This is a genomic window from Sporanaerobium hydrogeniformans, assembly GCF_002735925.1.
In the GTDB taxonomy this organism is placed as follows: Bacteria; Bacillota; Clostridia; order Lachnospirales; family Cellulosilyticaceae; genus Sporanaerobium; species Sporanaerobium hydrogeniformans.
The window spans coordinates 17,425-37,812 of sequence record NZ_PEDL01000020.1; the positions used below are offsets into that span (position 1 = coordinate 17,425).

A 20,388-nucleotide genomic window follows, 5' to 3' on the forward strand; every position below is an offset into this window, starting at 1 on the left:
CTCACCTCGGTGTTAAATTATACACCTAAAAGATTGCGAGCGCAACAATGAATTTGCGAGCGCAATTTTATAGGATTAAGTTTATAAACAAGGTGATGATAGCAGAAGAGAATACAGCTGCCTCATAGTTTTTTCCCATCACTCTATAGGTTACACTATAAGCAAACAATCCTACTAAAAGGACTTGAGCTATTAACATAATGATGAAAGGGAAGGCTAAATCAAATAATTGCCAAAGTTGAAGCCTCATTAAAGCCATTGTTAAATTATCTTTCTTTAAGTAAAGTGTTTCCAATTACTAGCTATAATATAGCGAAGAAAGATGAACAAAAAGTGTCTAATTATATAGAAGATAAGCATTATAAAAAGAGTAGTCTTCAAGAGGTTTCTATACTATTAAAAGAAAATAATTAAAATTTAGAATAAAATAATTTTTACAATTAAAATGTGATATAATGAAGAAAATGGTAATAGAGAAAGAAAAAGGGGTTTGATAATAGGATATGTTTAATTCAGTCTATTTCTTAATTATATTAGTATTTTCTTGTCTCATCTGTCTATTCTTTGTCATTTTTAATCTCTATTACAATGAACGTTATCTAAGCTGTATATGTGGAAGCAATATGTGTGTTGTTTTGAGTATTTTGTTTCTTTTACTTTATAAGGCTACCAATGAGAATTGGTTGTTAAAAGGTTTAACAGCGATTATTTTTGATTTAGGTATATTTTTATGCTTTAGTTCTCTAATATTAATTATGAAGATTAAACTAAAAGTTTATATCCTTTGGGGAATATTAAGTCTTTTAATACTAGATTTTTGGGGGTTTGATTTTTATTTGCCTGTTAGTGTTTTTATGCATAAAATACTTTTTATGCTGTTATGTGTATTTGTAACGTTTAAGTTCTTTTATTTTAAAAAAAGAAGCTTATTAGCCTCATTATTGCTTATTAATAATATAATTTTTGCAGTTATACAATGGGTATTTGCGTGGTTGTTTTATTTTAAAGAGCCTGTTCATTTTTTTTGGGACAATATAGTTTATATTATTCAAAATTTCATCATTTCTATGATTCTTGTATGTATAGCTATTCAAGAATCAAGAGCATATTACACTCAAAAGGTAGGAGAATTACAAGATGAAATTGTCTTAGGTCAAAAGCAATTAAAAGAAAGCTATGAAAAAAATCAACTTAAGAGTACTTTTTTTACAGATTTATCTCATGAATTAAAGACACCTATCAATGTAATTTATAGTAATATTCAACTATTTGAAAAATGCATATTACAAGATTCCAATGGAGTAATGGAAGCAGATAAATATTTAAAAAGTATGCAAAAAAATTGCTATCGACTGATTAAACTTGTTAATAATATTATAGATGTAAATAAAATTGAATCCGGCTATATGACAGTAGAAGCTAAAAATTATAACATTATTCCCTTTGTAGAAGATATGGTTATGTCCATTAATGCTTTTGCAATGCAGAAGCAAATCAATATACTCTTTGATACAGAAATAGAGGAGCTTATTATAGCTTGTGATATGGATAAGATAGAAAAGATTATTTTTAATTTGCTTTCGAATGCAATTAAATATACTCCTAATGGTGGAGAAATTTTGGTTTACATTAGCTACGATATGGATTATTTATATATTACAGTACAAGATACAGGAGAGGGCATACCAGAGGCATTGCATGAAGTTATCTTTAATCGTTTTACGCAAAACTGGGGAGAGCTTCATCAAAAATATAATAGCAGTGGCATTGGACTAGAACTTGTAAAATCACTTGTAGGATTACACAAGGGAAATATTTGGATTGATAAATCATATAAAGAAGGCTGTAAGATTACCTTCTCATTACCTATCACGAGCATAGATAATATGGAACCTATCTTAACTAAAAACACAGCGTACAGTGAATATAATTTAGAATTCATGTAAAAAATAAATAGGCAACTTAGAAGTCACAGTAAAAACTAAAAGAGCTAAAAACTTGAAGGGAAAAGTTTTTAGCTCTTTTAGTTTTTACTATTTGAGGATCTTGTAGGATAAACAGTTTTTATTTTAAAGATAAAATAATAATAAAGATAGATATAAATACCTATAATAAGTACCTTAAGCCAACCATCTAAAATAAATAAGGGGAAAAGTAGCATTGTTGAAGCAAAAGCTAATATACTTATTTTTTTTATCCATGTAAGTTGCCTGTTTTCTACAAAATCTTTAGCATGTCGTTCGTAGATTTGAGTATGAATAAGCCAAGAATGAAACTTTTCTGAACTCCTACTATAAAGATAACAACTCAATAAGATAAAAGGAGTAGTAGGGAGGATGGGTAAAAAGATACCAAGGATACCCATTCCTAATGATAAGCTACCTAAAAAAATAAAAAGATATTTTTTTATAAAAGACATAAGGAACAACCTTTCTTAACATGATGATCTTAGACTCTTATTTAATATACAATATTTAATTTAAATGTACAATTAAAATGGCTATTTGTCTCTAAAAAGCCTTTATAGCCCTCAAGAGAACTGCTAGAATACAAGAGGATAGCTAACAAGGATATGAGGTTTAGTAATCTTCGAGAAAAGGGATTTATAAAGGAATGAAGACAAAGCCTTTGTAGTATGCAAATAAAAAGGAGAATAAGTAGTGAAAGGGATAATTAAAGAAGAATACTTTAAGGGAAGAAAATTATTTATTTATATGCCACCTTCTTATGGGAAAAAAGGTAAAACTTTTCCTGTATTATATAGCCATGATGGAAAAGAAGTAGAGAGTTTATTAGAAGGACTCTTGCCTGAGATAGAACTAAGTTTTGATAAAAGAGAACTAGAGGAATTTATTTGGGTAGGAATCTATTCAGAACAAAGGCAACATGAATATACACCTTGGCCAATGCCTGCTTTAGTTTCTAGGTTTGAAGACTTTAAGGGACTAGGTAAAGACTACATTCATTTTGTAACAAAGGAATTAAAAGGATATATAGATAAAAACTATTTTACTAAACCTGAAGCAGCAGATACATGGATGATGGGTTATTCTTTAGGGGGGTTAATTTCTATTTATGCTATTTATGAGACAACATGCCTTGGGAAGATAGGCTGTATTTGTGGGTCATTTTGGTATCAAAGCATGAGAGAGTGGGTTCAGCAGCATAAACCATTAAATGAGAAGTTACAAGTACTTATATATTATGGGAAAAAAGAAGGAAAGAGTAGTCAAACAATACAGCGACATGCAGTAGAGTGTACAGAACAGGTAATTAAATATCTGAAGAGGCAAATGGAAAATACAGATCAATTAGAAATAGCCTTTGATGAAGGAGGGCATCATTACAATTTAGAAGAGCGTTATAAGAAAGTTATCTTTTGGCTAGCAAGAAGAAAATAAGACGTATTATTTGGTAGGTAAAAGTGGAAATAGAACTATTAGGGGAAGTTATAAGTAAAAGAAAAGGGAAAGGAAAAATATAAATGATAAAAACTGTAGTTTTTGATATGGATGGTATACTTTTTGATACAGAACGTTTAGTAGGTGAGGTATGGAAACAAATTGCAATAGAGCAAGAACTTAAAGATATAGAAAAAGTACTTATGGATTGCATTGGGAGAAGCTATGAAGATACACGAGTTGTTTTTCAGTATTATTATGGCAAGTCTTTTGGATTTGAATGTTTTAGAAAACAAGCACGTGAGCTATTTTTTAATTCTATAAAAGAAAGAGGTATACCAATTAAAAAGGGTGTAAGAGAGCTACTAGCTTATCTCAAAGGCAATGGCTATAAAATAGGACTTGCTTCTTCAAGTAAGAAAGTAGATATTCTTTCTCATTTAAAAGAAGCTGGCATTGCAGAATATTTTCAAGTTATTGTTAGTGGAGATAGAGTGAAGCATAGTAAGCCTAATCCAGAAATTTATCAGCTTGCATGTAAGGAGTTAGGAGTTATTCCTAGCGAGGCGTTTTGTATAGAGGATTCCCTAAATGGAGTACGTGCGGGGAGTAGTGCAGGGCTTAAGGTAATTATGGTACCTGATTTAGTTGAACCAACAGGAGAGATTTTAGAGTTAGTACATAAAAAATTTGATTCCCTATTAGAAGTAAAAAGTTATTTAGAAGAGTATATAGAAAAATTATAAGGTGTATAAGTGGGATAAATAGATAAAAAATATAAACATACAAAAAAGTACAAAAATTATTATAAAAAACAAACAATATATATAATTCAACTTTATTTATAGTATAAATAAACAAAAAAATATGTATAATATTTAAAATTATCATATAAAACTTATATTTACTTATAAATTTGGAGTGATATACTGAACTCTGTGGATGAAGAAGATATGAAGCATTCATAAATCTTCTTACTAGTTTAGTAAGAAAGAGCAGAATAAAAGCAGAGGATGAGAGAGATGTCATATCATTTTTTATTGGATTTAGCAATTATTTTAATGAGTACCAAGTTATTAGGGATTATTACAAAAAGGTTTCATATGCCTCAGGTAGTAGGGGCACTTTTTGCAGGATTACTATTAGGTCCCGCAGTACTTAATATATTAAAGGAAACAGAGTTTATTAAGCAGATGTCTGAACTTGGTGTCATTGCACTTATGTTTACAGCAGGGCTTGAGACAGATATGGTTGAGATGAAAAAATCTGGTAAAGCAGCTACTATTATTGCTATACTAGGTGTTTTAGTACCACTTATTGGTGGTTTTCTAATCGCTACAGTCTTTAATAAGGATGGAGAATTAGCAACTCCTGTTGTACTACAAAATATATTTATTGGTGTTATCCTGACAGCCACTTCAGTTAGTATTACGGTAGAAACTCTTAAGGAACTAGGGAAATTAAGTGGTAAAGTAGGGAATGCTATTTTAGGGGCAGCCATTATTGATGATATTTTAGGAATTATTGCATTAACGATTATCACGAGCTTAGCAGATACATCTGTTAATATTACCTGGGTATTAACTAAAATAGTTTTATTCTTTGTATTTGCAGGCTTAGTAGGTATTCTTTTTTATAAATTCTTTAAATCATGGACTATGCGTGATGATGAAGATCGTCGTCGTTATGTAATTGTAGCATTTGTATTTTGCCTTCTTTTAGCTTATATTGCAGAAGAATTCTTTGGTGTTGCAGATATTACAGGAGCATTTATTGGTGGATTAATTATTTCTAATACCATTAAGAGAGATTATATAGAACGTCGTTTTGAAACAATGTCTTATTTGCTTCTTTCACCTATTTTCTTTGCAAGTATAGGTTTAGCAGTAGAGCTTGAGTCTATGTCCTTACATTTAATCCTGTTTTCAATTGCGCTTTTGCTTATAGCAGTCATTACAAAGATTATTGGATGTGGACTAGGTGCTAAATTATGTGGATATGCCAATAAAGAAGCCTTACAGATTGGAACAGGTATGATTTCTAGGGGCGAGGTGGCATTAATAGTAGCCACTAAAGGCGCTGCAGTTGGACTATTAAGTACAGAATTATTTGCACCAATTGTTATTATGGTAGTTGCTACAACTATTTTAACACCTATCTTCTTAAAGCTTGTATTTAAATCAGAATTAACAGATTCGACTTTATCGAAGAGAGCTTCTGCAAAAGTAGCTTAGTAGAACATAAAAGAATAGTAAGATGATTATTAAGGAATTATTTATTTATAATGCAGTAGATGCACAAGTACGTGGAATGTTACCTCTTATTGAAGAATATGAAAAAGTGCATGGAGAGGTTCGTGTAACATGCATAGATATTTATAAATCATAAGGACTTGCCTACATGATTTCTAGAGGATACTATTAAAGAGTAAATATCTTTTTAAAGAAGGTATACTTTAGAGGAGGCAAGTAAAATGTGCGAGAATTGTATGCACCTGGAATACGATGAACTTACTGAGCAATATATATGTAGTATAGCAAATATAATGGATGAAGATGATTTAGCTAGAATGGCGTATCAAGCCATAAAGCGATGTCCTTATTATAAAATAGGAGATGAATATGCGCTTGTTCGTAAACAAAATTAGCTTTTATTTTAGAAGTAACTTCTACGTTTTTTAGATAAACAGATAATAAGAAGGCCTATGAATGGAAGATATTTTATCCATTCATAGGCTTTTTAGTTGTTTTTATCATTGAGTGATGAGAAGATAAATGGTAGGTACTACTTTGATTTTTTACAATATAGATGGCTATAAAAAAAGTAATAAATTCAGCTATAGGTACTGCAATCCATACACCCAATACTCCTAAGAAGTATGGTAGGACAAGTAAGGCTATTACAAGACAAATAAAGGTACGCATAAAAGAAATGAGAGCTGAAAGTATACCGTTAGAGAGAGCAGTGAAAAGTGAAGAAGCAAAAATATTAAAGCCAGCAAATAAATAGTTAATGGAAAAAATAAAAAAGCCTTCATTAGCTAACGTATAGATAGAAGAAGTTTTAGATACAAAAATACTAACGATAGTTTCACTGAAAAAAAGTGCAAGAATAACAATGATACTACTTGAAAGCCATAAAAAACGTTTGCAAATATACCAAATATTTTGTAGTTCTAAGTGATTCTGACTGCCATAGTTATAACTAATAATAGGTGCTACACCTAAAGAAAAACCTAAATAAAGGGCATTGAATAAAAATTGACCATATAAAATAATCGTAATAGCGGCTACACCATCTTCTCCGATAAGATGCATCATAATTAGGTTGAAAAGTAAGGTGACAATGGCAGAAGAAAGGTTACTCACCATTTCAGATGAGCCATTGGTAGCAGCCTTAAGGAGTATCTTAGGCTCAAAGTGAGGGACAACAATATAAAGGCTTTTCCTCACTACTAAGAAATAAACCATACCAAAGATAGCAGCAAAGAGTTGGCCAAAGCCAGTTGCTAATGCAGCACCTTGAACACCTAAATTGAGAGGGACAAGAAAGACATAGTCTAAGATGATATTTAGAATACCTGCACCAATAGTGACTAGAAGCCCAAGTTTCGGGCGGCTAGCTGTAATGAAATAACTTTGGAAAAGAAGTTGTAAAATAGATGCAGGTGCAAAAAGTAAAGAAGTACGCAAGTAGTCAATGCTATAGGGGATGAGAGCATCATTTGCTCCTAATAGACGAGCTAAATCTTCACTCAATAAATTTCCTAAAAAGGCAAGGAGAATGCCAATGACAAATCCAGTGACAAGGAAGAGTGAAAAATATTCCCTAGCTTTTTGAGCATGCCCTTCACCTAAGGTTTTACCAATAAGAGCACTTCCACCAGTAGCAAGCATAACACCTAAACCAATTAGAAGACTAATAACAGGATAGACAATATTAAGAGCAGATAAGGCCTGACTTCCTACAAAACGTGAAACAAATACACCATCTATAATAGAATAAAGAGACATAAAGAGCATCATAATGATAGAAGGTAGGGCGAACTTCAATAATGTAGATGTTTTAAAATGTTGTGAAATGTTATGTGACATAAGGTACCTCCTTTTTTCAACATCATGTGCTATAATAAACTATCGTGTAACCCTATAGTCAAGAGGTGAGAGAAAGATGGATAAAAGGTTTTATTTAACAACAGGAGAATTTGCTCAAATAGCAGGGGTAACTAAGCATACTTTATTTCATTATGACCAAATTGGTTTATTTTCACCTGAAATCGTATTGGAAAACAATTATAGATATTATTCCATTCAACAGTTTGAAGTTTTAGAGGTTATTCTCTTGCTTAAAGAACTGAAGATGCCACTTAAAGAAATTAAGAAGTATCTTGACCATAAGAATGTAAATACACTGTTGGAAATTTTTGAGAAACAAGAAAAAGAAATAACTAACAAGCTAGAACGGCTAAAAAGGACAGAAAGATGGATAAATCAAAAAAAAGAGCAACTTGCCTATGCTCAAGGAATTGAACCTAATGTTATTGCCATCAAATGGTTGCCTAAAAGATATTATTTAAAGGGACAGGTGGAGAGTAGTGATGATTTAGTCCTTTCAAAAAAGGTAGGAGAATTAATCGAACTATATAGTAAAGCAGAGAGCCTGGGGAACTATAGTGTAGAATACGTGCAATCTTTAAAAGAAGTACAAAAAGGAAACATAGGTCAGTACAGAATAGTTAACCTCCTATTACCTCAACAACCTGTAGGACTTCACACTGAAATAAGAGCAGCAGGGGAATATTTAATAGGCTATCATTTAGGGGATTGGGCAGTAATTAACACAAGTTATGAACGTCTTTTAGCTTATGCTAAAAAGCATCAGATTGTATTAGAAGAAGAATGCTACGAAGTGTGCATAATAGACCAGCTCATAGTAGAAAGTTATAATGATTATCTCACTGAAATTCAGATTAAAATCTGTTCAAGATAAAATAGCTACCTACTCCTTGATTTATAATCTATATAACTTTTTTTAAAATCATTTAATAAAAGTCTACAAATTCTTAAAGTCTATAAATAAGAAAACACCTTAGAGCGACCTCAAAAGTGCTTTAAGGTATTTTCTTTTTTAAGTTATTTTTAAGGTTATGCCTTAGCTAATATTTTTTTAAAACTTAATATAAAAAGTACGCCTGTTGTTAAAGCGGCTATAATATCTGCAATAGGTTCTGCATAGTAGATGCCCATTACACCAGAAAAAGTAGGCAAAATGAGTGCAAGTGGTATTAAAAGAATAACTTTACGAAGCAGTGCTAAGAAAAGAGAAATTTTTGCCTGACCCATGCCCATAAAGGCAGATTGACAAGCCATTTGTATACCGAATATCCAGATGCCAGCCATAAAGACAGGCATAACCTTTTTGACAAGGTTAATAAGGTCCGTATCGCTAGTAAATAAGCTGGCAAAGGCACCGGGGAAAAGCCAAGTTACAAGAGTAGCTAAGCAAGTTACTGTAAAAGTGACAATGAGAGTAAGTTTAAAAGCTTTCTTGATGCGCTCAAAGTTTTTAGCACCATAATTGTAACTAATAATAGGCTGCGTGCCGATAGTGATGCCTTGGACAGGAAGAACAAAAAGCTGCATAACACTCTGCAAGATAGTCATAGAACCTACGTAGAGGTCTCCACCGTATTTTTGAAGGCCACTATTAAATACAATATTAATGAGGCTTTCAGTAGCTTGCATAACAAAAGGGGAAATGCCAAGAGCTGCAATCCCGCCGATAATTTTCCAGTTAGGTCTTAGATAACATGCTTTAATACGAATACTTGATTTTTTAGAGATTAAGAAATAGACCACCCAAATAGCACTACAGCATTGAGAAATAATAGTTGCAAGAGCAGCACCTTTTACTCCCATGTTAAAACCAAAAATCAAGATGGGATCTAAAATAATATTAATACCCGCACCAATGAGGACAGAGAACATGGCGGTCATAGCATGTCCTTGGCAGGTTATAAAAGTGTTAAGACCGATAGCAAGTTGTACAAAAAGAGTGCCTAGCAAGTAAACCGATAAATAGTCAAGTGCATAGATAATTGTTTCATCACTTGCACCAAAAGCGTAGAGAATAGGCTCTTTAGTTAACATAAAGAAGAATGTTAAAATGATTGAAAATGTAAGGAGCATGCTTACACCATTACCTAGTATCTTTTCTGCCTCATCTCGATTTCCTTTACCTAGCTGGATAGCTGCTAAAGGAGCACCACCAGAACCTGTAAAGGCACTAAAGGCAGAAATAAGCATGAGAATAGGGAAACAGACGCCAAGTCCAGTTAGGGCTTTAGCACCGACCTCAGGGATATGACCAATGTATATGCGATCTACAATGTTATATAAGACGTTGACGATTTGGGCAATAACAGCAGGAAGTGCCATACTGAAAATCAACTTACCTAAGGGAGCAGTTCCTAATTTGTTATCCAGCGTTTGGTTCATAATGATTACCTCTTTCTAATTAGATTTTGAGTGGAGTTACTTATTTGTGGTGATAAGAGTAAGCTTCAAGGTTTTTTTTCATACGCTCTAAATAAATATACATTTGCTCTTCTTCTTCAGGAGTAAAGTCGTTAAAGTTAATAGAATGCATGGTTTTTAGGATATCTGCTGTGTGTAGCTTCATGCTTTTTGAAGTATCTGTAAGCTTAATGCGAATTTCTCTACGGTTTTCAGTGTTGCGGCAACGCAGAATTAAGCCTTGTGCTTCTAAACGATCAAGCATCGTTGTAAGAGTAGTATTTGCAAGTAGTGTTTCCTTGCTAAGTTCACTAATTGTAATATTATCTTGGTTCCATAGTTGATAAAGAATATTCAGCTGTGCACCATTAACCTTTTCAAGACACTTTTCTTCTTTAAGAATCTTTTCAATGATTCTTCCTTGTAGTTGTTTAATTTGAGCCATTACAATACCTACAGGTAATTTTGACATAGAAATAACCTCTTTTGAAAATATATTTATATAGCATATTACTATATAGTAATAAATAAGTCAATATTTAAGCGAACAAAGCTAAAAATCGAACATTTAAATAAAAAAACAAAAAAACATTTGATGTTTGAATTTACTTTACAAGTGTAAAATGTTATGATTTAAGGAGTTAAAGTTTTAAATCATAGAGTAATTAGGAGAACAAAATATGGGTGGAGTGTTTGGAGTAGCGTTAAAAAAGGAATGTGCACTAGATTTATTTTTTGGGACAGATTATCATTCACACTTAGGGACGAGACGAGGTGGGATGGCTGTTCATGGGAAGGAAGGTTTTCAACGTTCGATTCACAATATTCAAAATTCACCTTTTCGGACTAAATTTGAAAAAGATGTAGAAGAATTAAAGGGTAATCTAGGAATAGGTTGTATCTCAGATACAGAGCCACAGCCTTTGCTTGTTAAATCTCATTTGGGAAGCTTTGCCATTACCACAGTAGGTAAGATTAATAATACAGAGGAATTGGTTAAGTTGACTTTTGAAAGTGGTACCACTCATTTCTTGGAAATGAGTGGCGGAAATATTAATGCAACTGAATTAGTAGCGGCTCTTATTAATCAAAAAGATTCGTTAGTAGAAGGAATTCAATATGTACAAGAAGTGGTACAAGGTTCACTGACTTTAATTGTCATGACACCCAATGGGCTTTATGCAGCTAGGGATTATTATGGACGTACACCTTTATCTATAGGTCAAAAAGAAGAAGGCTATTGTGTAGCTTTTGAAAGCTTTGCCTATATTAATTTAGGTTATAAAGGTATTTATGAGTTAGGACCAGCAGAGATTGTATATATAACTCCAGAGCATTTTGAAACTGTTTCAGAAGCTAAAAAAGAAATGAAAATTTGCACCTTTTTATGGATTTACTACGGGTATCCTACCTCAACCTATGAAGGTGTTAATGTTGAACAGATGCGTTATAAGTGTGGTCAAATGTTAGCTAAAAGAGATACGATTAAGCCGGATCTCATAGCAGGTGTACCTGATTCAGGAACAGCACACGCTATAGGTTATGCTAATGAATCAGGCATTCCTTTTGCAAGACCCTTTATTAAGTATACTCCTACTTGGGCAAGATCTTTTATGCCAACTAATCAAAGTCAACGTAATTTAACGGCAAGGATGAAGCTTATTCCAGTAGATGCGCTTATTCAAGATAAAAGCCTTTTACTCATTGATGATTCTATTGTACGTGGTACACAAATGCGTGAGACTACAGAGTTTTTATATGAAAGTGGAGCAAAGGAAGTACATATACGTCCAGCTTGCCCACCTCTATTATATGGTTGCAAGTATTTAAATTTTTCGCGTTCGAATTCAGAATTAGACCTTATTACAAGACGCATTATAATAGAACGTGAAGGGGACAAAGCGGAAGAAAGATTGGTAAATTATATAGAACCAGAAAGTACGAATTATAAAGAGATGGTTAAAGAGATTTGTAAGCAACTTAAGTTTACATCTCTTAGATTTCATCGATTAGATGATATGCTAGGAGCTGTAGGTATAGCATCTTGTAAAATGTGTACTTATTGTTGGAATGGAAAAGAATAACTTTCACTCAAAGTAATTGGGTGAAACGTCATGATAAATCTAAAAGTGAAATGAAGCCTGCTCTTCTTACATGAAGGGCAGGCTTTATTTCACTTTATTTTAAATGTTAAGTAGAGGTAGGTATTTAAGTAAGTAAAGGTCTTATTGATTTATAATAATAAGAGATAGGACTTGACAAAATAAAAAAAGAATTATACGATAAAAACACACCCCCTATAGGGGGGGAGTAAGGAGGAAGATGATGATAAAAAAGTTTCTTAAAATAGATGGGATGACTTGTTCAGCTTGTGCAAGTCGAATAGAACGTATTATGAGGAAGTTAGAAGGTGTTTCTGTAGCAAATGTTAACCTTGCTACAGAAATACTAAGTCTTCAGTATGATGAAAAACAATTAACACAAGAGAATATAGAAGCTGCTATAGAAAAAGCAGGATATAAGGTTCGTAAGGAAGAAGTAACTTATACCTTTAAAATAGAAGGTATGACTTGCTCAGCTTGTGCAAACCGTATAGAACGTGTAGTTAAAAAGTTAGAAGGAGTCAAAAGTAGTACAGTTAATTTTGCTAGTGAAAAACTAATAGTAAGAATAGATGAGGAGAAGGTTAAAGTACCTCAAATCAAAGTAGCTGTAGAGAAGGCAGGCTATCTTTTGGTGACAGAAGAAGAAAAGGGGCGTAGCAAAAAGCAGTATACAGAGGAGCAAATTTTATTAGTACGCCTTATTGCGTCCTTAATCTTTACAATACCTCTTCTTATTATTACGATGGGGCATATGGTTGGAATGCCACTACCTATCATCCTAGATCCTATGGAAAATCCCCTTTATTTTGCTCTTATACAACTTATATTAACCTTACCTGTTATGGGAATTGGTTTTAAATTTTACAAAGTAGGACTTAAAAATTTGATAAAGCTTAGTCCTAATATGGATTCACTTATTGCAGTAGGAACATTAGCAGCTATTATCTACAGTTTATATGGTACTTATAAGGTGGCTATGGGTGGACATGAAGCTATGCATTATGCGATGCATCTTTACTATGAGTCAGCTGCTACTATACTTGCGCTTATTACACTAGGGAAGTATTTAGAAGCACGTTCTAAAGGGAAAACTTCTGAAGCTATTAAAAAACTCATGGGTTTAGCACCTAAGACGGCTACTGTAGTACGCCATGAGAAAGAAGTGATAATCCCTCTTGAAGAAGTAGTAGTGGGAGATTTCATCCTTGTTAAACCAGGTGAAAAATTGCCTGTAGATGGAGAAGTTGTTGAAGGAAGCACAGCAATTGATGAGTCTATGCTAACAGGAGAAAGTATCCCAGTAGAAAAAACAATAGGAAGTAAGGTTATAGGAGCGAGTATCAATAAGACAGGTTATATTAAATATCAAGCCACTAAAGTAGGGAAGGATACCGCATTAGCGCAGATTATTAAGCTTGTAGAGGATGCTCAAGGCACAAAAGCCCCTATTGCAAAGATGGCAGATATCATTTCCTCTTACTTTGTACCTACAGTTATTGGGCTTGCTCTATTGGCAGCAGTAGGGTGGATACTAGCAGGAGAAACCACTGTTTTTGCTTTAACTATTTTTATTGCTGTACTTGTGATTGCATGCCCTTGTGCTTTAGGCCTAGCGACACCAACGGCTATTATGGTAGGAACCGGAAAAGGTGCCGAACATGGTGTACTTATAAAAGGTGGAGAAGCCTTAGAAGCTACTTATAAAATAGATACCATTGTATTTGACAAAACAGGAACTCTAACAGAAGGCAAACCAAAGGTGACGGACGTTTTAACAGTTGATATGAAAGAAGAAGAACTTTTGATATTAGCAGCTAGTGCTGAAAAAGGTTCTGAACATCCATTAGGAGAAGCCATTGTAAAGGCAGCAGAAGAAAAAGGGTTAAATCTTAAAGAGATACAAAAATTTAAAGCACTACCGGGTCATGGCATTGAAGTAAAACTTGCAGATAAAAATATGCTTCTTGGTAACAAAAAGCTTATGGTAGAAAAAAGTGTTGACTTGGATGTTTTAAGTAATCAATCAGATACTTTAGCAGAAGAAGGTAAAACGCCTATGTATATAGCTATAGAAGGAAAGCTTTCAGGAATTATAGCTGTAGCAGATACTTTAAAGGCAAGTAGTAAGGAAGCAATTTCTACGCTTCATAGCATGGGTATTAAGGTAGCTATGCTTACAGGGGATAATAAAAAAACGGCTTTGGCCATTGGTAAAGAAGTGGGGATTGATATTGTTCTTGCAGAAGTTTTACCAGAAGATAAGGCAAGTGAGGTGCAAAAGCTTCAACAGGAAGGTAGAAAGGTAGCTATGGTAGGTGATGGAATTAATGATGCTCCTGCATTAGCTTGTGCAGATATTGGTATAGCTATTGGTTCGGGAACGGATGTAGCCATTGAATCAGCAGATATTGTACTTATGCGAAGTGACCTTAAGGATGTACCAACAGCTATTCGCCTTAGTAAGGCTACTATTAAGAATATTAAACAAAATCTTTTTTGGGCTTTTGGTTATAATGTATTAGGGATACCTGTTGCTATGGGACTTCTGCATATTTTTGGTGGTCCTCTACTTAATCCTATGATTGCAGCAGCAGCTATGAGCCTTAGCTCTGTCTCAGTATTATTAAATGCTTTAAGACTTAGGAATTTCAAATAAAAAATTTTAAGGAGGAATAAAAATGAAAAAGAAAATAATGATTGAAGGTATGAGTTGTGAACACTGCGTGGCACATGTAAAAGAAGCCTTAGAACCAATGGCAAAAGAGAGCGTAGAAGTCAGCTTAGAAGGCAAATATGCACTGCTTGATACACAGAGTGAGGATAAAGATTTGATAGAGGCACTTGATGAAGCAGGCTATGATGTAAAAAGTATAGAAAAAATTTAGGTAAGTGGTGAGAAAAAGCCACGGAATAATATATCGCTTTTAAAAAGAAGATATATTACTTCGTGGCTTTGTTTTTAGTTGGTTATTTTAATAAATAAGTAAATAACTCGTATTAATACTTTAAAAACATTAAAAAATTGTATATGATAAGAAGAGAAAATAAAAAAAATTTTTATTTCAATTATTTACATTAAAAGGAGTCTATCATGAGTAAAAAAGCAAAGCTATTTGTACCTTGCTATTATTCCTTCTTCGCAAATGGAATGATGGCTTTAGTACTAGGAGCAGTAATGCCTTATCTTATAGAGGAGGCAGGGATCAACTATAGTGTGGCAGGAGGATTGCTATCGGCCTTTGCAATAGGAAATTTTTTAGCTAGTTTTGTTAATCCTCCTATTGTGAGGTTGTTAGGAAGAAAATTAACAAGTGTACTTTTATCCGCACTTATTCCGCTAAGTTTATTGGTTATTACATTTTTAGGACCTATTCCTATTTTATATGTGGCATGTATTCTTCTAGGAATAGGAAGGGGGACTGTAAGTATCACCAATAATATGGTAGTAAATGATTATGATGGCACACCAGCAGCTCTTAGTTTACTGCATACTATTTTTGCTATTGGTGCATTTTTGGCACCTTTCTTAACAGGATTATTTATCCAAAATGGTTTTAACTGGCGAGCTATTATCTATACCATCATTATACTAAGTGTGCTTTCAAGCCTAGGTTATGGATATATGCCTCTTGATAAAGAGGAAGATGGAAAAGGTAAAGTCAAAGCTTCTAAAAATCAAGAAGCACAGGCTTCATCTAAAAACTTTTTAAAGAATATTGACTTTTATATTATAGGATTTATTCTCTTCTTTTATTTAGGTGCCGAAAACTGTGTAAATGGTTGGTTTGTAACTTACTTTAAGAGTACAGGAATTATGACAGATAGCTATGCAACGAATCTAGTATCTATTACCTGGCTAGTTATTATGGTGGGACGTTTAACAACAGCTTATCTATCTTCAAAAGTAAGTAAGCAAAAACTTATTTTGATTAACTGTCTAGGAACGACAGTCTTCTTTGTACTACTTATATCAACAACAAATTTGCTACTTATCACTTTAGCTGTAATAGGAATGGGATTTTTCTTTGCAGGTATTTATCCAACCTGTGTATCTAATGGAGGAATGTATATTAAAGGTTCTACAACAGGAATGTCGATGTTATTAGCTATTGCAGCTTTAGGTGGAATTATAGCTCCTCAAATCATTGGTGTGGTAGCAGACCAGATAGGAATGGCAGGTGCCATTGCTATTTTAACCATTAACGTGGTATGTATGGTTGTTCTAGCTATTGTAAACGTTATTAGAAATAATGAAAAGGTAACAAGAGCTGCATAAAAAGAAGAATATCCACTAAGGTGTCGGATGCATATAAGGACTAAGGTGAGGAAAATAGGATGAAACAATTACTTATTTATTTAAAGGGGTATGAGAAGGAATGTATTTTAGCACCCCTATTTAAAATGTTAGAAGCTTCATTTGAATTAGTTGTTCCTTTAGTGATTGCAGCTATTATTGATAAGGGGATTGGCGGCAGAAATGTACCTTATATCATACAGATGTGTAGTTTACTTGTGGGCTTAGGTGTGATTGGACTTATATGCTCTGTAACAGCTCAATTTTTTGCTGCTAAGGCAGCCATCGGTTTTGGGACAGAGGTACGTCATGCTTTATTTAAGCATTTGCTAAGCTTTTCGTTTACTGAAATAGATACATTGGGCACATCTACTATGATGACACGCATGACAAGTGATGTAAATCAAGCTCAAAACGGTGTGAATATGGTACTTAGACTTTTTTTAAGGTCGCCTTTTGTGGTATTTGGAGCCATGATTATGGCTTTTACGATTGATATAAAGGCAGCTCTATTATTTGTAATAACCATTATTCTTTTATCTTTTGTGATATTTGGAATGATGCTGCTTAATATTCCTATGCTAAAGAATGTACAGCAAAGGTTAGATCATATATTAGAAATAACACGTGAAAATCTCCTAGGTGTGAGAGTGATACGTGCTTTTTGTAAGGAAGAAGAAGAAATTAAGACATTCAATCAGCGCAATAAAGTGCTACTCCAACAACAGAAAAAAGCAGGAAGGCTCTCTGCCTTAATGAATCCTTTAACATATACTCTTATTAATGTTGGAATTATTTTACTTATTTGGGTAGGGGCACTCCAAGTGGAAAAAGGAATTTTATCTCAAGGCCAAGTAGTAGCTCTTTATAACTACATGTCACAGATTTTAGTAGAATTAGTTAAGCTAGCAGCATTAATCATTACCATTAATAAGTCTATTGCTTGTGGAAATCGTATTGCAGATGTGTTTTATATAAAACCAACAATGACTTCATTATCAGATGCAATACAAATAGATAAACAACGAAAAAGTACCAGAATTCAAGATCAAGAAGAAGTCATTTGTTTTAAACAGGTAAGTCTTACCTATGCTCAAGCTGGAGAGGCATCTTTGGTTAATATAGACTTTACTGTTAAAAAAGGTGAAACGGTAGGGATTATTGGAGGGACAGGTTCAGGTAAAAGCTCACTAGTGCACTTAATTCCACGGTTTTATGATGCAACTTTGGGGGAAGTTTTTGTAAAAGGAGTGAATGTTAAAGAGTATCCTTTAGAGAAACTACGAGAAAGAATAGGAATTGTGATGCAGAAGGCAGTCCTCTTTAGAGGGACTTTAGCGGATAATTTACGTTGGGGTAAAAAGGATGCTACAGAGGAAGAAATGAGACAGGCACTTGAGGCTGCACAGGCTATAGATGTAGTAGAAGCAAAAGGCGGACTAGAGGCTTATATTGAGCAAGGTGGAAGCAATCTTTCAGGAGGACAAAGACAACGACTGGCTATTGCAAGAGCTTTGGTAAAAAAACCAGATATTCTTATTTTTGATGACAGTACCTCTGCCCTTGATTTTGCCACAGAAGCAAGACTTCGTCAGGCGATTAAGGCATTAGATTACAAACCTACAGTTCTTATTGTGTCACAAAGGGCAGCTTCTATCCAGTATGCAGATCAAATCCTTGTTTTAGAAGATGGGAAATTAGTTGGTAAAGGAAATCATAAAGAGCTTCTGGCAAACTGTGAGGTTTATCAAGAAATCTACTACTCTCAGTTTAAAAAGGAGGAAGCAAGATGAAAAAGACCAGTGATAGAAATATTCAAAAGCAGACTCTTAAAAAGGTATTGCGCTACATCAAAAAATATAGGGGGCTTTTAGTACTTTCCATTTTATTAGCTATCGTGAGTGTGATACTTACCTTATATGTACCTATCCTTATTGGAAAGGCCATCGATTGTATTGTCTATGAGGATGTACAGTTTGAAGCTATTTCTAGCAACTTAATATTAGCCGGTAGTATGGTAGGCGTTACTGCTGTTACTCAATGGTTTATGAATGTTATTAATAATAAGGTGGCTTATCAAGTGGTTCATGATATACGCAAGGAAGCCTTTAGAAAACTAGAAGTATTACCCCTTAAATATATAGATACACATTCACAAGGAGATATTGTTAGTCGAGTTATAGCAGATGTAGATCAGTTTGCAGATGGTTTACTTATGGGTTTTACTCAACTTTTTACAGGAGTCATTACTTTAATAGGAACCTTGATAGTGATGTTAACTCTCGATGTAGCAATTACCTTGGTGGTTGTAGTGGTAACGCCTCTTTCTCTTTTTGTGGCTAGTTACATTGCTAAGAAAACCTATAGAATGTTTAAGTTACAGTCTGAAACACGAGGTGAACAAACAGCTTTTATTGATGAGATCATAGGAAATGAGAAGGTTGTTAAAGCCTATGGACATGAAAAAGAAGCTCTTGAACATTTTGATGCACTCAATGAAAAGTTAGCTAAGTGTTCTTTAAGAGCTACATTCTTTTCATCATTAACTAATCCTTGTACACGTTTTGTAAATAGTGTAGTATATGCAGGTGTAGCTATTGCAGGGGCCTTTACTGTACTAAGTGGTAGGATGACTGTTGGGATTTGGTCTTGCTTTTTAAGCTATGCTAACCAGTATACAAAGCCTTTTAATGAAATATCAGGAGTGGTTACAGAGCTTCAAAATGCATTAGCTTGTGCTGCTCGTATTTTTGAACTTATTGAAGAAGAGGGAGAAGTACCAGATAGCCAAGATGCACTTGTGTTAGAAAAGGCAAAAGGAGTTATTACATGTAAAGAAGTAAGCTTTTCCTATGTACCAGATAAAAAATTAATTGAAGGCTTTAATCTTTCTGTGGGGCAAGGACAAAAAGTAGCCATTGTTGGTCCTACGGGTTGTGGAAAAACGACACTTATTAATTTGCTTATGCGTTTTTATGATGTAGATAAGGGAAGTATCCAAGTAGATAGCTTGGATATTAAAGCGTTAACGAGGAAAAGTCTTCGACTCAACTATGGTATGGTGTTACAAGAAACGTGGCTAAAAAAAGGAACTATTAAAGAAAATATCCAAATGGGAAAACCAGATGCCACGGATGAAGAAATTTTAGCAGCAGCAAAAGCTGCTCATGCCCACTCCTTTATTAAGCGTTTGCCAAAAGGTTATGAGACGATTATTACAGAAGATGGTGGAGTACTTTCAGCAGGGCAAAAGCAGCTTTTATGTATTACAAGGGTAATGCTTATGAAGCCGCCAATGCTTATTTTAGATGAAGCTACATCCTCTATTGATACGCGTACAGAAATGAAGATTCAAAGTGCCTTTAATCGCTTGATGGAAGGTAGAACCTGCTTTATCGTAGCACATCGTTTATCCACTATTCAAAATGCAGATATCATTTTAGTGATGAAGGAAGGTAAAATTATTGAAAAGGGCAATCATGAGGAGCTTTTAGCTAAGCAAGGTTTTTATTCTAAACTTTATAACAGTCAATTTGCTGGATAAGGTAGAAATAGGGGTGGAGTTATGCAAGAGGAGATGAGGTTAGGCATTCTTTTAAAGATGGTAAACAATGTTTTTGAGAGAAGTTTTAATACTCAAATAGCAAAGATAAATTTAACAGCAGCACAATGTGATATCTTAGGTTTTTTGCATGCGAATGAAGACAAAGAAATTAACCCTATTGATATTGAAAGGCAGTTTAAGCTTAAGCGTCCAACTGTAACGGGTCTTTTAAAAAGGTTGGAGGCAAAAGGTTTTATTCAATTAATGCCAAGCAGTAAGGATAATCGTTATAAACAAATTGTTTTAACAGATAAAGCCCAGACGCATCAACAAGAGATGCTAGCAGGTTTAGCTGAAATGGAAAATCGGCTTTATAAGGGTATAAGTGAAGAAGAAAAGCAGCTTCTAGCCCATTTGTTGAATAAAATGTTAAAAAATATTTCTCTATAGACATAGAGAAATTTTTTTGTTAAAATGATTAGCAAGCTAATTACATAAGATGGATGAATTAGAAAAAGAATGAATAAGG

The 20,388-nt window shown here is 33.7% G+C and carries 19 protein-coding genes; 14 read left to right on the plus strand and 5 right to left on the minus strand.

Going from position 1 to position 20,388, the window contains the following annotated elements; translation table 11 throughout:
* Positions 1-67: 67 nt before the first annotated feature.
* Positions 68-259: a sodium/glutamate symporter gene (locus tag CS063_RS14405; protein WP_330401022.1), complete on the minus strand. Its 192-nt coding sequence runs from the start codon at positions 257-259 to the stop codon at positions 68-70.
* A 364-nt stretch (positions 260-623) separates the two neighbouring features.
* Between CS063_RS14405 and CS063_RS14410 the strand changes: the two genes are divergently transcribed.
* Positions 624-1,946: a sensor histidine kinase gene (locus CS063_RS14410; protein WP_180270811.1), complete on the plus strand. Its 1,323-nt coding sequence runs from the start codon at positions 624-626 to the stop codon at positions 1,944-1,946.
* A 77-nt stretch (positions 1,947-2,023) separates the two neighbouring features.
* Here the strand turns inward: CS063_RS14410 and CS063_RS14415 are convergent, their stop codons facing one another.
* Complete coding sequence (locus CS063_RS14415) at positions 2,024-2,419, minus strand: YbaN family protein (protein ID WP_099450401.1); 396 nt, start codon at positions 2,417-2,419, stop codon at positions 2,024-2,026.
* A 241-nt stretch (positions 2,420-2,660) separates the two neighbouring features.
* Here CS063_RS14415 and CS063_RS14420 point away from each other — a divergent pair, with 241 nt between their 5' ends.
* The 5 genes from CS063_RS14420 to CS063_RS17715 all read left to right on the plus strand — a co-directional run bounded on the left by CS063_RS14420 (position 2,661) and on the right by CS063_RS17715 (position 6,048).
* The gene (locus CS063_RS14420; RefSeq protein WP_099450402.1) at positions 2,661-3,401 is read left to right on the plus strand and encodes an alpha/beta hydrolase; all 741 of its coding nucleotides are present in this window, start codon (positions 2,661-2,663) and stop codon (positions 3,399-3,401) included.
* A gap of 83 nt (positions 3,402-3,484) precedes the next feature.
* The gene (locus tag CS063_RS14425) at positions 3,485-4,147 is read left to right on the plus strand and encodes an HAD family hydrolase (protein WP_099450403.1); all 663 of its coding nucleotides are present in this window, start codon (positions 3,485-3,487) and stop codon (positions 4,145-4,147) included.
* A gap of 276 nt (positions 4,148-4,423) precedes the next feature.
* A complete protein-coding gene (locus tag CS063_RS14430) occupies positions 4,424-5,635 on the plus strand; it encodes a cation:proton antiporter (RefSeq protein ID WP_099450404.1) in 1,212 nt (403 codons plus the stop codon).
* A 22-nt stretch (positions 5,636-5,657) separates the two neighbouring features.
* A complete protein-coding gene (locus tag CS063_RS17930) occupies positions 5,658-5,789 on the plus strand; it encodes a hypothetical protein (protein WP_308415528.1) in 132 nt (43 codons plus the stop codon).
* 85 nt (positions 5,790-5,874) lie between these two features.
* A complete protein-coding gene (locus CS063_RS17715; RefSeq protein ID WP_180270812.1) occupies positions 5,875-6,048 on the plus strand; it encodes a DUF6472 family protein in 174 nt (57 codons plus the stop codon).
* A gap of 73 nt (positions 6,049-6,121) precedes the next feature.
* On the opposite strand, the gene CS063_RS14435 is transcribed toward CS063_RS17715, so the two are convergent.
* A complete protein-coding gene (locus tag CS063_RS14435) occupies positions 6,122-7,495 on the minus strand; it encodes an MATE family efflux transporter (RefSeq protein ID WP_099450405.1) in 1,374 nt (457 codons plus the stop codon).
* 76 nt (positions 7,496-7,571) lie between these two features.
* Between CS063_RS14435 and CS063_RS14440 the strand changes: the two genes are divergently transcribed.
* Positions 7,572-8,390 carry a MerR family transcriptional regulator gene (locus CS063_RS14440; RefSeq protein ID WP_099450406.1) on the plus strand — a complete coding sequence of 273 codons (819 nt, stop codon included), beginning with the start codon at positions 7,572-7,574 and terminating at the stop codon, positions 8,388-8,390.
* 155 nt (positions 8,391-8,545) lie between these two features.
* Here CS063_RS14440 and CS063_RS14445 read toward each other — a convergent pair whose 3' ends face one another.
* Positions 8,546-9,898 (minus strand): MATE family efflux transporter, encoded by a 1,353-nt coding sequence (locus tag CS063_RS14445; RefSeq protein WP_099450407.1) that lies wholly within the window; start codon positions 9,896-9,898, stop codon positions 8,546-8,548.
* 40 nt (positions 9,899-9,938) lie between these two features.
* Positions 9,939-10,388, minus strand: coding sequence for a MarR family winged helix-turn-helix transcriptional regulator (locus CS063_RS14450; protein WP_099450408.1), 450 nt, complete (start codon positions 10,386-10,388; stop codon positions 9,939-9,941).
* Positions 10,389-10,596: 208 nt separating this feature from the next.
* On the opposite strand from CS063_RS14450, the gene CS063_RS14455 reads away from it, so the two are divergent.
* The 7 genes from CS063_RS14455 to CS063_RS14485 all read left to right on the plus strand — a co-directional run bounded on the left by CS063_RS14455 (position 10,597) and on the right by CS063_RS14485 (position 20,309).
* Complete coding sequence (locus CS063_RS14455) at positions 10,597-12,000, plus strand: amidophosphoribosyltransferase (RefSeq protein WP_099450409.1); 1,404 nt, start codon at positions 10,597-10,599, stop codon at positions 11,998-12,000.
* Between the two features lie 241 nt (positions 12,001-12,241).
* Positions 12,242-14,677, plus strand: coding sequence for a heavy metal translocating P-type ATPase (locus CS063_RS14460; RefSeq protein WP_099450410.1), 2,436 nt, complete (start codon positions 12,242-12,244; stop codon positions 14,675-14,677).
* Between the two features lie 22 nt (positions 14,678-14,699).
* Positions 14,700-14,906: a heavy-metal-associated domain-containing protein gene (locus CS063_RS14465; RefSeq protein WP_099450411.1), complete on the plus strand. Its 207-nt coding sequence runs from the start codon at positions 14,700-14,702 to the stop codon at positions 14,904-14,906.
* 206 nt (positions 14,907-15,112) lie between these two features.
* Positions 15,113-16,297 carry an MFS transporter gene (locus CS063_RS14470; protein ID WP_099450412.1) on the plus strand — a complete coding sequence of 395 codons (1,185 nt, stop codon included), beginning with the start codon at positions 15,113-15,115 and terminating at the stop codon, positions 16,295-16,297.
* A 59-nt stretch (positions 16,298-16,356) separates the two neighbouring features.
* The gene (locus tag CS063_RS14475) at positions 16,357-18,108 is read left to right on the plus strand and encodes an ABC transporter ATP-binding protein (RefSeq protein ID WP_099450413.1); all 1,752 of its coding nucleotides are present in this window, start codon (positions 16,357-16,359) and stop codon (positions 18,106-18,108) included.
* Positions 18,105-19,859: an ABC transporter ATP-binding protein gene (locus CS063_RS14480; protein WP_099450414.1), complete on the plus strand. Its 1,755-nt coding sequence runs from the start codon at positions 18,105-18,107 to the stop codon at positions 19,857-19,859. The genes CS063_RS14475 and CS063_RS14480 overlap by 4 nt, the downstream gene beginning before the upstream one ends.
* 21 nt (positions 19,860-19,880) lie before the next feature.
* A complete protein-coding gene (locus CS063_RS14485; RefSeq protein WP_099450415.1) occupies positions 19,881-20,309 on the plus strand; it encodes a MarR family winged helix-turn-helix transcriptional regulator in 429 nt (142 codons plus the stop codon).
* The last annotated feature ends 79 nt before the right edge of the window (positions 20,310-20,388 follow it).